The 13619-nt window shown below is 42.6% G+C and carries 14 protein-coding genes; 6 read left to right on the forward strand and 8 right to left on the reverse strand.

The window, feature by feature from the left end; all coding sequences use genetic code 11:
• Window positions 1–95: 95 nt before the first annotated feature.
• Both AAFN85_RS15635 and AAFN85_RS15640 read right to left on the reverse strand, forming a co-directional pair.
• A complete protein-coding gene (locus tag AAFN85_RS15635) occupies window positions 96–1193 on the reverse strand; it encodes a VWA domain-containing protein (protein ID WP_347528489.1) in 1098 nt (365 codons plus the stop codon).
• A 219-nt stretch (window positions 1194–1412) separates the two neighbouring features.
• Window positions 1413–2291, reverse strand: coding sequence for a carbohydrate kinase (locus AAFN85_RS15640; RefSeq protein WP_347528491.1), 879 nt, complete (start codon window positions 2289–2291; stop codon window positions 1413–1415).
• A gap of 188 nt (window positions 2292–2479) precedes the next feature.
• Here AAFN85_RS15640 and AAFN85_RS15645 point away from each other — a divergent pair, with 188 nt between their 5' ends.
• Entirely contained in the window at window positions 2480–2899 is a 420-nt protein-coding gene (locus AAFN85_RS15645; RefSeq protein WP_347528493.1) for a nuclear transport factor 2 family protein, read from the forward strand.
• A gap of 63 nt (window positions 2900–2962) precedes the next feature.
• Window positions 2963–3442, forward strand: coding sequence for an adenylyltransferase/cytidyltransferase family protein (locus AAFN85_RS15650; protein WP_347528494.1), 480 nt, complete (start codon window positions 2963–2965; stop codon window positions 3440–3442).
• A gap of 63 nt (window positions 3443–3505) precedes the next feature.
• Here AAFN85_RS15650 and AAFN85_RS15655 read toward each other — a convergent pair whose 3' ends face one another.
• Window positions 3506–4357 (reverse strand): AraC family transcriptional regulator, encoded by an 852-nt coding sequence (locus tag AAFN85_RS15655; RefSeq protein ID WP_347528495.1) that lies wholly within the window; start codon window positions 4355–4357, stop codon window positions 3506–3508.
• A gap of 127 nt (window positions 4358–4484) precedes the next feature.
• On the opposite strand from AAFN85_RS15655, the gene AAFN85_RS15660 reads away from it, so the two are divergent.
• Complete coding sequence (locus AAFN85_RS15660; RefSeq protein WP_347528497.1) at window positions 4485–5459, forward strand: phytanoyl-CoA dioxygenase family protein; 975 nt, start codon at window positions 4485–4487, stop codon at window positions 5457–5459.
• Window positions 5460–5687: 228 nt separating this feature from the next.
• Here the strand turns inward: AAFN85_RS15660 and AAFN85_RS15665 are convergent, their stop codons facing one another.
• The 5 genes from AAFN85_RS15665 to AAFN85_RS15685 all read right to left on the reverse strand — a co-directional run bounded on the left by AAFN85_RS15665 (window position 5688) and on the right by AAFN85_RS15685 (window position 10685).
• A complete protein-coding gene (locus AAFN85_RS15665; RefSeq protein WP_347528498.1) occupies window positions 5688–6569 on the reverse strand; it encodes a cupin-like domain-containing protein in 882 nt (293 codons plus the stop codon).
• A gap of 127 nt (window positions 6570–6696) precedes the next feature.
• The gene (locus AAFN85_RS15670) at window positions 6697–7575 is read right to left on the reverse strand and encodes a cupin-like domain-containing protein (protein ID WP_347528500.1); all 879 of its coding nucleotides are present in this window, start codon (window positions 7573–7575) and stop codon (window positions 6697–6699) included.
• Between the two features lie 160 nt (window positions 7576–7735).
• Window positions 7736–8281 (reverse strand): fasciclin domain-containing protein, encoded by a 546-nt coding sequence (locus AAFN85_RS15675; protein WP_347528502.1) that lies wholly within the window; start codon window positions 8279–8281, stop codon window positions 7736–7738.
• 100 nt (window positions 8282–8381) lie between these two features.
• Window positions 8382–9503, reverse strand: coding sequence for a radical SAM family heme chaperone HemW (hemW, locus tag AAFN85_RS15680; RefSeq protein ID WP_347528503.1), 1122 nt, complete (start codon window positions 9501–9503; stop codon window positions 8382–8384).
• A gap of 30 nt (window positions 9504–9533) precedes the next feature.
• The gene (locus AAFN85_RS15685) at window positions 9534–10685 is read right to left on the reverse strand and encodes a hypothetical protein (protein WP_347528505.1); all 1152 of its coding nucleotides are present in this window, start codon (window positions 10683–10685) and stop codon (window positions 9534–9536) included.
• A gap of 155 nt (window positions 10686–10840) precedes the next feature.
• Here AAFN85_RS15685 and AAFN85_RS15690 point away from each other — a divergent pair, with 155 nt between their 5' ends.
• The 3 genes from AAFN85_RS15690 to AAFN85_RS15700 all read left to right on the forward strand — a co-directional run bounded on the left by AAFN85_RS15690 (window position 10841) and on the right by AAFN85_RS15700 (window position 13471).
• A complete protein-coding gene (locus AAFN85_RS15690; protein WP_347528506.1) occupies window positions 10841–11548 on the forward strand; it encodes a hypothetical protein in 708 nt (235 codons plus the stop codon).
• Window positions 11549–11749: 201 nt separating this feature from the next.
• Entirely contained in the window at window positions 11750–12694 is a 945-nt protein-coding gene (locus tag AAFN85_RS15695; RefSeq protein ID WP_347528508.1) for a DUF4271 domain-containing protein, read from the forward strand.
• 48 nt (window positions 12695–12742) lie between these two features.
• Window positions 12743–13471: a uroporphyrinogen-III synthase gene (locus tag AAFN85_RS15700; RefSeq protein WP_347528589.1), complete on the forward strand. Its 729-nt coding sequence runs from the start codon at window positions 12743–12745 to the stop codon at window positions 13469–13471.
• Window positions 13472–13619: the final 148 nt, after the last annotated feature.

Below are 13619 nucleotides of genomic sequence, written 5' to 3' on the forward strand. Positions count from 1 at the left end.
TTGATGATTGTTATGATTTCACCGATTCGTCAGTATCCAATCTCTAACCACTAACCACTAACCTGTTTTCCTCCCCCTTTAGGGGGCCGGGGGGCCTACCTGACAGTCTTTCTCCTGTTTTTGATGTAATCTTCAAAAATGTATTCACCCAAACCGGTTAGGGAGCTGTAAAAAGCTTTGCCGCCGTTGGTTTCTGTGAATTTACGTACAAACTGCTGCAAGTATGGGTCTTTAGCTATCATAAATGTGGTGATAGGTATTTTTAACCGTTTACATTGGGCAGCCATGTTCAGGGTTTTATTTACCACTTTCCTATCCAGACCTATGCTGTTTTTATAGTACCGGGTGCCTTCTTTTAAGCAGGTAGGCTTACCATCGGTGATCATAAAAATTTGCTTGTTGTGGGTTTTTCTTCTGCGGAGCAGATCGGTTGCCAGTTCCAACCCTGCGTAGGTATTGGTATGGTAGGGACCTACCTGTAAATAAGGCAGATCCTGCAGACTGATTGGCCATGCATCATTACCGAAAACTACAATATCCAAAGTGTCTTTAGGGTATTTGGTGCGGATTAGTTCGGCCAGCGCCATAGCTACTTTTTTGGCTGGGGTTATCCTGTCTTCGCCGTATAGGATCATGGAGTGTGAAATATCGATCATCAGCACGGTTGAAGTAAGGGTTTTGTAGTCCATTTCTTCAACTTCCAGATCGCGCTCGGTCATCATAAAATCGCCGATGCCATGGTTTACCTGGGCATTGTGGATAGATTGGGTCATATCTATCTGATCCAGACTATCACCAAACTCAAACTCCCGGCGTTCGGCATTTTTTTCGTCGCCCTGGCCCGATTGAGGGGATCGGTGATTGCCTTTGCCCGATTTTTTCAGTTTGCCAAAGATCTCTTCCAGTGCCGATTGCCTGATGCTTTGCTCTGTTTTAGCGGTGATCTTGATCTCACCGCTTTGATTATCCTCATTCAGATAGCCTTTTTGCTTCAGCTCGTCGATAAAATCGCCCATGCCATAGTCATCGTTGGTGAGGTTGTATTGCTTATCGAGTTCGTTAAGCCAGGCTAAAGCTTCGCCTGCGTCGCCCGAAGTGTAGTTGAGCAACTCGAGGAATAATTTCAATAATTCGTCAAATCCGCCTTTATGGATTTGGTTGGGCTTAAATTTGGAAAATCCAAAACCACGCATATTTTGTCCTTTCTGTACATAAAGGAACGGATTATTTTAATGAAAAGTTTGGCCGCGCGGGGGATAAAGTAAATTGTTAGGTAAGCATGACAATTAGATTTTGGATTTGGGATGTTCGATTTGGGATTTTTGGATTTCAAATTTTCGAATGTTCGATGGGATTTGAAAAGAAATATCCGCAACGTAACAAATCCGAAATCGAACATCCCAAATCCGAAATTAAATATATGCCAAACTATTCAACAACTCGGCTGGGTAAACTGGATTAGCGCCACGCTGGCTGGCTACATATGAGCCTACCGAGCAAGCCTTATCAACCACCTGTTGCATAGGCCTGCCAGAAAGCAAACCCGAAACAAATGTTGCCAGAAAAGCATCTCCGGCACCAACCGTATCGGCCACTTTAACCGGGCAGCCGGGGCTGTCAAAAAACTCATGATCATGCCATACCAGCGCGCCATGTTCGCCGCGGGTTACGCAGATGGTTTTTACGTGATATTTGGAGCGGAACTCGTTGATCTTATCACGAAGGGAGGAGCTGCTACCGCCAATTAGCAGGTCGGCTTCTTCTTCGTTCATTTTCACCACGTCGGCACGGGCTACCAGGGTTTCGATGGTTGATAGCGTGTAATGCGGAGGACGAAGGTTTACATCAAATATTTTTAATGCAGGGGTTTCATCAAGCAGGTTCAGCAATGTTTCGCGGGTGGTAACATCACGGCAAGCCAAACTGCCAAATACAATTGCCCTGGCCGTTTGTGCCGCTTTGGTTAGCGCAGTAGTCGTTTCAATATTGTCCCACGATACCGGTTGAGGAATAATATAAGTGGCGGTATTATTTTCGTCAAGCTGTACGGTGACTTCGCAGGTTGGAAACTCATCGTCCTGTTGGATCAGGTCGGAGTACAGGCCATTGCTTTTCAGGAAAGCGATCAGTGCATCGCCTGAGCCATCCATCCCCACCGAACTGGCAAAGCTTACATCCATGCCTTGCTGCACCAGGTGCCTCGCCACGTTCATAGGCGCGCCGCCGGCCTTTTTACCATCGCCAAAGGCATCCCACAAAACTTCGCCAAAGCTTAATACTTTATTTCCCATAGTTGATAATGTTGATGAGGGTGAAACTCAAAGATAGTATGTCTGAACCGTTGATTTGAATGATTGCGTTGATTTCGCTGATTTTTTCTGAACTCGAATTAAACGAATTAAATAATTAGTAGAATTTCTTGTTATTATTCTGTTAATTCGGATAATTCCTTAAAATTCAGGTTCAGACAAAAACAGATATGAAAAAACTAACCTTAAGCATCCTTCTCCTAACCATGTCGGTTTTCTGTTTCGCGCAGGATAAGCAGGCTATTCTTAAAGTACTCCACACTCAGGAACTTGCCTGGAACCGCGGCGATATTGGCGATTTTATGCAGGGCTACTGGAAATCAGATTCGTTGCTGTTTGTTGGCAAGGAAGCACCGACCTATGGCTGGCAAACCACGCTCGATCATTATAAAAAAACATACCCCGATAAGGCGGCTATGGGGCAGCTGGCCTTTAATATTATTCAGGTAAAAGTGCTCGACCCAAAAAATGCTTTTGTTTTGGGCGGATGGAAGCTTACCCGCGAAAAAGATACTCCCGGCGGTTACTTTACGCTATGGTTCAGGAAGATTGATGGTAAGTGGAAAATAGTTTGTGATCATACGAGTTGAGGTGATTGTTGGTTGGTAATTAGAGTTTGGCTAAATAATTCCAAATTTGTTTAATTTTGCGGCATGAAACGAGGTTTGGTAATTGGGAAGTTTTTGCCGCTGCACATAGGGCATATGGCCCTGATTGGTTATGCCCTTGAGCATTGCGATGAATTGGAGGTGGTAATTGGTGCGAGTGATGACGAGCCTATCCCAGGCGAAGTGCGATTGGAATGGCTTAAACAAACTTATGCGGGTGATAGCCGGGTTAAACCAATTTTATTGAGCTATGATGAGGCGATGTTGCCCGGAGCAGATTCGATCGAAAACATGTCGAGATTGTGGGCCAGTTATCTTAAAAAGAACCTGCCGCGCATTGATGTAATATTCGCCTCCGAATCGTATGGGGCCTATATGAGCCGTTTTTTGGATTGCGAAAGCGTTATTTATGAAGAACCCTGCAAGGTAGTGCCGGTAGCTGCTGCCAGGATCCGTGAAGAACCGGCTTTATACGCGCACTTGATACCCGAAGCTGTGCGGGAGTATTATAAAGTACAGGTGTAATCTTTAAATTCATATCTGATTACACAGCGCGTGGTCGTGGAGATACAACCACCGGGGGATACGTCAATTTCTATCAACCCACTCCTTTTTAAACTCCGAGGGGTTTATCCCCACTATTTTGTTGAAAAGCTTATTAAAGTACGATAGGCTTTCAAATCCCACAGCGTAGCATGTTTCGGTTACGTTTTTATCCTGCATCAATAAGTTTTTGGCTACATCTATCCGGTATTGGTTCACAAAGTCAGTAAAGGTCATTTTGGTTTGCTTTTTAAAGTAGCGGCAAAACGCCGCGGTGGCAAAATTTACTTTAGCAGCTATCTCATTCACATCGGGCTTAAGGTTGTAATTTTTGTCGATGTACTCGTAAACCGCTCCCATCCTGATCTTATCTTTTAAAAAGAACTGGAGGTTCAGTTCATCATTATTTAAAACAGTGTACTCGCTTGATGCCGCGAGGATATTGAAAATCTCTATCAATCCCAATAATTGTTGGAAAGAGCCCATGCCAGGTAGCTGCTTTAGTTTTTCCACGGCTACAGCGCGGGTTTCGCCATGAAAAGCTATGCCGTTGGCAGCTTTCTTAAACAGATGATTGATGGCAGCAAACTCGGGTGTTGCCTCAATAGCCGTTCCCATAAAATCCTCTTTTAACTGTACCACAATCTGCTGGTAGTCGCTTCGCAAACGGTAGTCAAAATTTAGGTGGGGGATGTTGCTGCCTATCAACACCAGGTCTTGCTGGGTATAGCCTGATATATGCGAACCTACATGCCTGATCCCGGCATCGGCCTCTACGTAAACCAGCTCAACTTCGGGATGATAATGCCATAAGAAAGTATTACGGAGCCGCGGCGAAAACAGTTTAAATGATTTGCCCGGTTCAAAATCTACTTTCTCTAACTGGATCTTATCCATGTTGCATTGAGTATTAAATTAATTGAAGGTAAGTATAATGATCAATACAGAGCAAATATTGATCATTATACAGAATAAGTTGTCCTGAATGCACACCTAATTTTGAATTGTAAATCAAAACAAAATTATGAAGACCGAAAATGCAACCATGACCATGGCCCCCGGCCCAACCAATGCTCATAAAGAAATTCCAGGCAATCCATCAACAGCAAAATCAAGTCACGCAGGCCTGAATAAACGGGCCAATAATGAGCCGTTGAATGTATTAAGTGAAGATGATTGGAAGTTTTGGATAGAGAACGGTTATGTAATTATCAAAAACGCGGTACCTAAAGCACAAGTTGAAAAAATGGCGAACTACCTGTGGCAATACGAGGGCAAGGATGCTAACGATATAGAAACATGGTATAAAAAACCGAACGCCCAAATGCAAATGAGCGAACTCAACAATACCGGGATGGTTGAAATTTATAACCACCAATTTATGTGGGATAACCGCCAGTATCCAAAAGTTCATGCAGCCTTTGCCGATATCTGGGGAACCGAAAAACTGTGGGTTACTATTGATAGGGCTAATCTCAACTTTCCCTTAAGGCCAGGCTTTGAATATAAAGGATTTATCCATTGGGATTATGACCCTGAAACCAAACCTCAAAATGTACAGGGTGTATTAGCCCTTGCCGATCAAACTGATGAAAACATGGGCGGCTTTCAATGCATCCCCGCACTATATCGTACTTATGATACCTGGAAGCTAACCCAACCCGAAGACAGAGATCACTATAAACCCGATACCACCGGTTTTGAAACCGTAAAAGTAAAACTGGAAGCCGGAGATCTATTGATATTTAACAGCCTGCAACCCCATGGTATCAGGCCCAACAGGAGTGAAGATAAAGTGCGCATAGCCCAGTATATCTCCATGATGCCCGCCCAGGAAGATAACGAAGAACTAAGGCAATGGCGCATTAACAGCTGGCAAAGTCGTGAAGCCATGCAGGGCTACGCTTTTCCCGGCGATCCCATGGAACGTGAAAAACAAAACCAGGTTGCTGAGTTGAGTGATTTAGGGAAAAGGCTGTTGGGTTTGGAGCGATGGTAAGTTTGATGAATGTGAATAACAAGTAGGCGGCCGTGGAGACACGGCCGCCCGGACATTCACCGATGCGCGTGTCTCCACGCGCATCAAGCCAAATCATTTTAGTGAACGAAAAGCCGGTCGTAAAGACACGATCTAACGTAGGGATAAAACAAAAACAGCGATTAGAAGCCAATCGCTGTTTTTGTTTTATGATTAAAGACTTTGAACTAAAGACTTAATACTTCGAACTTAAAAAGGCTTTCCCTCCGCCAGTTCTTTATTGGCCCACTTCACGGCCAATCCTTCGCGGAATTTGGCATATTTACCTTTAAACATCATTTTTAAAGCGCTATCAACCCCGCCTTTAATGGCCAGGTTGTACAGGCTCGCCGCTTTACGGCTAAGGCTTGCATCCCAGGCACGTAGGCTTAATGAGTATGAGCCATCAACGTATTTCATCCAGTGCCAGTAGCCGGTAGGCATAAACAGGGTGTCGCCATGTTCCAGGAATACTTCGATGCCTTCAACACCATCCAATGCCGGGAATTTTTTAACATCCGGGTTTAATACATCATAATCCTCCAAAGCATAAGTAGCATTGGGGATGCAATATAAACGGCGTTTCCATTTATTCTCGAACAGGATCACATGCTTGCGGCCACCAAAATGGGTATGGAAAATATGCGGAAGATCGATATCGTAATGTAAAAATGTAACAGAATTTGATCCGCCGAAAAACATGGCGGGCATGCTTTCCAGGAAACCGCCCATCAAATCTTTAGGCAATACAATATCATCTAAAAGTTGAGGCGCTTGTTTGAATATATTGAAGAAGAAGATCCTCAGTTCGGTTGGTTTGTTGCGGATCAGGTCGATATACTCATCAAATGGCATTTCTGATGCTCTTGAGTTGATGGGTTTTGATGGATCGGCTTTTGAATTATCGTAAAGTGGCACCACTTTGTTGCCAACCACCTGTTTCAGGTATTCGGGTGTCCATTTTTCGCGGGCAGGCCAGCTTTTGGTAAGCCCTTTAATAACCAACGGGCAACGAGGGTCTAAATAATTCTTCTTAAAGTCTTCGGGAGAAATATTTTCAACCGTATCGATCGGGTTAAGAATGAAGCACATATATAGTTTTTATTACTTAGGGAATTATGCTTGTTTTAAAATAAAGTTACAACAATGTTTCTTAGTTATTTAAAAGCATTCAAAATAACGAAATAAACCCCAAAGTAGTATAAAGATATTCTCAATATTATGGCTTGCTCGCGGCAAGTGCATTGTTGGCCCGTTTAATGGCCAGGTTTTCCTTCCAATCCATATAATCTTTTTTAAAGCGTGCCTTCATCAGGTTATCAAATTTGCGCTGTACGGTTAAGTTATACAGGCTTTTAGCTTTTATGGCCCATGATTTATCCCAGGCACGCAACGAGATAGAGAACGAACCGGTTAAATACTTCATCCAGTGCCAATAGCCTGTTGGCATAAACAGGGTATCGCCATGTTCTAAAATAGCCTCCTGCCCTTCAATGCCATCAAGCGCCGGGAATTTGCTGAAATCGGGGTTGGCGATATCATAATCTTCCAACGCATAGGTGGCAAATGGGATACAGTACAGGCGCTCGCTCCATTTTTGGTCGAACAGCATTACGTGTTTACGGCCGTTAAAATGGGTATGGAAAATATGGGCCAGGTCGATATCGTAATGTAAAAACGTAACCGAACCTGCACCGCCGAAAAACATGTTTGGGTATTTATCCAGGAAACCACCCATTAAGTCGGATGGCGAGCGGTAGTCGTCCAGCAGTTTGGGGGCGTGCTTTATTGGGTCGAACAAAAAGATCCTTAAATCGGTAGGTTGTTTTTGTATGAGGTCAATATACTCACCAAACTTCATCTCGCTGGCCGATGCGTTGATGGCTTTTGATGGATCGGCTTTGGCACTGTTATACAGGGGAACGGTGATGTCGCCAACGGTTTCTTTCAGGTAATCGAATGTCCATTTTTGAAGGGCTGGCCAGCTTTCGGTAGCTTTGCGAATAATAAGCGGTTTACGCGGATTTAAGTAATTGTTAACAAAATCCTCTCTGCTTATATTGTCTACACTGTTTATAGGTGTAAGCGTTATACTCATTTCACAATTAATTAACGCGCAAAATTAATTCTTTGTAAAAAATATGTAAACGCCTTTGGCGGATTTTGAAATTTTGCTGACAGTTTTTGTACAGTTTGCAGTTGTAAGCAGGCAGTTTGCAGGTTTGAATTAATCAACTGCAAACTGCTTACTGAAAGGTTTAATTCGTTTTCAGAACCGAATTAATCACATGGATAACGCCATTGCTTTGGGCTACATCGGGAATGGTAATAAATGCTTTACCGCCTTTCTCGTCCACCAAATAAAGTTTAGCACCCTGCGACATTACGGTAATGGTACCGCCGCTCAATGTGCTTAGTTCCAGTTTGCCTTTTCCTTCTTTTACTTTAGTTAACAACTCGGCCGAACTTAATTTTCCAGGTACTACATGGTAGGTAAGCAACTTGATCAGGCTTGCTTTACTTGCAGGTTTCAGCAAATTATCAACCGTACCGGCCGGTAGCTGGGCAAATGCCTCGTTTGTTGGCGCGAAAACGGTATAAGGCCCGGCGGCAGAGAGTGTAGGTGCCAACCCGGCAGATTTGATGGCGTTTACTAACGTGGTATGGTCTTTTGATCCCGACGCGTTTTGTACAATATTTTTAGTTGGCGACATTACTGCGCCACCCAAAGTTTTTTGAGCGAATGCTTTAGATGATACAGTAACAGCTATAAATGATAAAGCGATAATGAATAATTTTTTCATGATTGCAGGTTATATAAAACAATACGATTAATAAAGATAAACAGTTTTTGAAACCATTTTGCTTTGTAACAAAGTACTGACTATAAAAAACGGCAAAGGTTTAGAAAAATAATTCGGCCGCAATATGATCGGCATAAAGCTTACCGGTGGGGGTGAGGTAAATAACTTTTTCTTTTTGGGTGATCCATTCCCGTTCAAAAAATTCGGCAGCTTCTTTTAATAATTGATCTGATGCTCCTTTAGCAATTTGGTTCAGCTTATCCAGATCAAGCCCCCAAATGGTGCGGAGCGAGGTCATGATATATTCGTTTAACCGGTTCTCTTCGGTCAGTTCTTCGGTCTCGGCCGGGATCTTGTTGGTTTCGAGCGATTGGATGTACCTGGCATTGTTGGCAACGTTCCAGGTGCGGGTATCGCCATTGTAAGAGTGAGCCGATGGGCCAATGCCCAGGTATTTTACGCCTTTCCAGTAATTGGAGTTGTGACGGGAATAATGTCCTGGCTTGCAGAAGTTCGAGATCTCGTAATGTTCAAACCCATGAGCCTGCATGGCATCCATCAGTACCGTAAACTGCTCGGCACTTTGCTGCTCGTTCATGGCGGGCTGCTTCTTTTTGTTGATGAAAGCGGCCAACGCTGTTTGAGGTTCAACTGTCATCGAATAGCTGGATAAGTGCGGTACATTCAGCTCGAAAACTTTATCCAAATTGGTTTTCCACTTGGTATCGCTTAGCATCGGATAGCCATAAATCAGATCCACGGTAATGTTTTCAAAGCCCGCATCCTGCGCCCGTTTAACCGCTGCTTCGGCTTCCTGCGCACGGTGCACGCGGTTCATCCAAACCAGATCTTCATCATAAAATGATTGGATGCCGATGCTGAAGCGGTTAACGGCGGTATTTCTCAACGCTCTCAACTTATCCGCTTTCAGGTCGTCGGGGTTGGCCTCTAAAGTTATTTCGGCGGTTGATGATACGGTGTGGAGTTCGGTAATGGTGTTGATGATCCGGCTGATCTCGTCTCCCTCTAAAACAGATGGGGTACCGCCGCCAAAGTAAATGGTTTCGATGGTTTCGTTATCAAGATAGCTTTTTTGCAGTTTGATCTCCCGTAGCAGTGCATGCAGCATTTCGTCCTTATATTTTAACGATGTGCTGAAATGGAAATCGCAATAATGGCAAGCCTGCTTGCAAAAAGGGATATGGATGTAAATGCCTGCCATGCGGCAAAGGTAAATAAAGTGCCGTATTAATTAATTGCCGAAGGCTTGTTGTCTCAACACCTCATCAAAATTGGTTTCTGTTATGTTAACAAGTTTGTTTATCGCCTTATAAAAATTATCGTCACCCCGGCCACAGTTAACCAGTTCCTTTATACCGGCTACGCCTTTTTCTTTTTCAACCTTAGCGCAAATAATGCCCGCAATAACCGACCTTACCGATAGCTCGCGGGCATATTCATTAAATACTTTAGGATTGTTTTTGAAAAGCGAAAGAAGGGTAACTTCGGGGTGCTCCAATAGATATTTACGTAAGGCTTTTACTAATGTTTGTTGTGTTATCATTAATCCCTCGTTATTGGTGTAGTATGCATTTCCCCAATAATAGGCTAATCCTTCTTCTGCGAAGGTGTTTCGGGGCGCGGTCCTGATTTTTGATATATAATAGTGAACCAGGTCATGCGAAAAATCCTCGCTGTGCATTATTGAAAATATGGTGTTCGCGTCAACTCCATACCCATCTCTGGTGCGCCCGTTTGAATCAACATCATAAGTATATCCTAAAAGAGTAAGTATCTGCTGATAGTTATCGCACAGGTAAAAATCAAATTGTTCTGTAGGGAGTGACAGCTTTTTTGCTATTTCGCTGTTTGTACGATTAAATCCCGCAGCTACACTTGCACTGAACTTGCCTGTGTAGTGATAAGTGATGCCGCCCACTTTTTTTAAGGTCCAGTTGGTTGTTAAATACTGTAGCGGCAGGCTGTATGTTACATGTTTGTTTTCGATATGAGCGTTGAGGGCTATGATGTTTTTTAGCTTCGGCAAGCTATCCTGCTGGAGCGCTATGTAAGCCATAGATAAAGCAAAGTTGTTGCTATCAAGCGAATAGCAATTAATTAACTGTTTTTTATAAAAATCAGCCTGTTTGGTTTTTTCATTAACTTCTAAACCTTTAAAGCTACCTAATATCGACGCGGTAAGTTTAGCATTTTTCCCTGTGGTGATATTAGTGGGTGTTTTCCCTGTACTGATGGTTTTGAAAAGGGTATCCAGCGAGGCAAGTAGTAATGTTTTGGAAGAGTCGGGGGTGTCAACTCGTAAATAAGTTGGGATATTTATTTGTGCTTTTATTGTGGTATTTAAAGATGCTATAATGATTAGTAGAAAGTATATACGTTTCATATATTTCAACTTGCTTGTGATTTTAGGTTAGTGAACAACGAATAAAAATCGAAAATGAGGATTTAAACAGGCTGCCTATCAAAAGTAAATAACCGCGATTATTTTTTAACCCTTCAACGAGTTATCTTTAGTTGCTTTTTTCAATTTACCAATATATGAGAATAAAACCACTCATCCTTTTTTGGGGCTGTTTACTTTGTGCTTTGCTTGCAAATGCTCAATATAAAGACAAAACCATTCAGATCAATATCGATAAACTATTAAACGCCCGCCCGGTAACAACCGCGGCCAACGGTAAACTACAAAGCTGGACAACAGGCATCGATGGAGGAGGCAAAGGTGACGGTTACCTTACCACTGCTGCTGCTATAATTAACGGCGATAAAAACGCTTATGCCCTGCCCGATGATCCCTTAGTTTCGGGCAACGCAAAACATCCCGCAATTTTGCTTCATTACAAAAACGGGGATGGCGGCAATCAAACCCGCAATATTGCGGGCGCAGATAGTTTTAAGATCGATATTCCTCATAAAAGATATTCGGGATTATACCTTAGTCTCACCAGCTCCGAAGGTCCATCACAACTGCATATCATATTTAATTATGCTGATGGATCAGGAACCAAAGATTTTACCTTGCCCGATTATTATGATGATATCCCCGAAAGCAACCTGGATTTAAGTTACGTTGTACATAACCTGGCCAAATGGGGCCCAAGAAACAACATGACCGAGTCAGATCATCACAACATCAACGCATTGAATATCCATCCCGACAAAAACAGGATCCTTAAAAGTGTTGTGGTAAGTAAAAGCACGGCAGGGTATCTTGTATTTTGGGCCGCCACCGGAGTTATCTGGTGATTAAAGCGACCTGCAAGAATTTAAAATTCGTGTAAATCGATTAAATCCTCTACGCCAAACAAATCAATTCGTGATCAAATAAAAAATATTTAATTCATAAAATTCGGGTTCAGATAATTACCCTATTTTTGCAGCCAAATAATAGCCCCGGTTTAAGCTTTAAAAATGCGTTTATTTGTTTGGTGTTGCTTTCTTTTCCTGATGAGCTGTACTGCCGCTTTCGCGCAGCAGGACTCCACAGCGGCAGATACACCGGTAACAACACGTGCGCGGGCTTTCCGCCCCGGAAATTCGGTATTGGATTCTGTAGCCAATGCCATGCAAAACCGTGATAAGTTTATAGCCGACTCGGTCTCGATGCGTTATTTAAAAGCACCCGATGAGGCTATGCGTACACAATACGCCGATAGCGTATTCAAAAAGGAAATGTATCATGGCTATGGTTTTATGGATCTGCATTCACAATCAAAAAACAAAGTAATGGAGGGCCACGCCCGCCCCTCACGCGATCCCTGGACGGTTGTTACCATAATTGGTATGTTACTGTACATTGCTGTTTTAAACCTGGTTTTAAATAAAGATGTTAGTAATGTTTATACCTCATTTTACAGCAAGCGCGTACTTTCTATAGCAGGCAAAGAAGAAGGGCCGGTAAGCACTTGGGCCTTCCTGGGTTTATTTGCGCTGTTTTGTGCTACGTTCGGCTTATTTCTGTTTCAATTGGCCGCCTACAAGGGGGTATATTACAGTGTAGCGGGTAGCCGCTTGTTTATATATATAGTAGTGGCTGTTGTTATATTGTTTTCGCTTAAGTTTTTAATTTTAAAGGTTTTAGGCTTTGTTTTTGATATCAATAAATTAGTGAGCGAATATTTGAACATATTGCACCTTACTTATTTTAATATAGCTTTCGCTTTTTTACCTGTAGTGATTTGCTTTAGTCTGCTTGGGGCGCAATATATCCCTCTTTTACTCGCAATTACCCTTGTAATCATCATCATAATTTTCGTTTGGCAATACATCAGAAGCAGCGTAAACATAATTTCTACGTTTCGATTTCATAAATTTTATTTATTTACGTATCTTTGTGCCCTCGAAATTTGCCCTGTTTTGATTTTAATAAAGGCATTGAATATTAGAATTTAGGTTATTAAAAGCACTGATTTGGAAGATAGAAAGAAAAAGGTTAAAAGCATGCTGGTTACCTTGCCTAAGCCCGAAAACGACAAAAATCCTTATGCCGAGCTGGCAAAAAAGCTTAACCTGAAAATTGATTTCAGATCATTTATTCATGTTGAGGGCGTACCAGCTAAAGATTTCAGGAAGGAAAAGATCAACCTGGCCGATTTTACTGCCGTGATCTTTACCAGCCGTAATTCCGCTGATCATTTTTTTCGCATTTGCGAAGAGATGAGGTTTGAGGTGCCGGTTGAAATGAAATACTTCTGCCTGTCTGAAACGATAGCACTTTATCTTCAAAAATATATCCAATACCGCAAGCGTAAGATATTTTTTGGCAAACAAACCGCTGCCGATCTGGCTGAGGTGTTGAAAAAGCATTCGTCAGAAAAATTCTTATATCCATGCTCTGATGTAGCTGCCGAAGAAACTCAGCGCTTTTTGTTGGAGAACGGTTATAACTTTACACCGGCCGTGCTGTTCCGCACAGTTTGCAGCGATCTTTCTGATCTGGCTGATGTATTTTATGATGTGATCGCTTTTTTCAGTCCGTCAAGTATCCAATCTTTATACAAAAATTTTCCCGATTTTAAACAGAACAATACCCGCATCGCTGCCTTTGGTGCTACAACGCATAAGGCTGTGCTTGAGGCTGGTTTGATTTTGGATATCCCAGCCCCAACCCCTGGAGCGCCTTCAATGACCATGGCCATTGAGCAATATACAAAGCTGGTGAATAAATAAATTGCAAATTTATTCAAACTTACTGCAACTTTTAAACGTATTATACCGTATAACCGCTAACTAATTGACATATTAACAATTAGTTAGCTTGGCTTCAAGTGTACAGCGTTTTTGCTGTGCGCGTTTGTCCGGCTGTGGTATGTGTCGA

This window comes from Mucilaginibacter sp. CAU 1740, from assembly GCF_039839285.1.
GTDB lineage: Bacteria > Bacteroidota > Bacteroidia > Sphingobacteriales > Sphingobacteriaceae > Mucilaginibacter.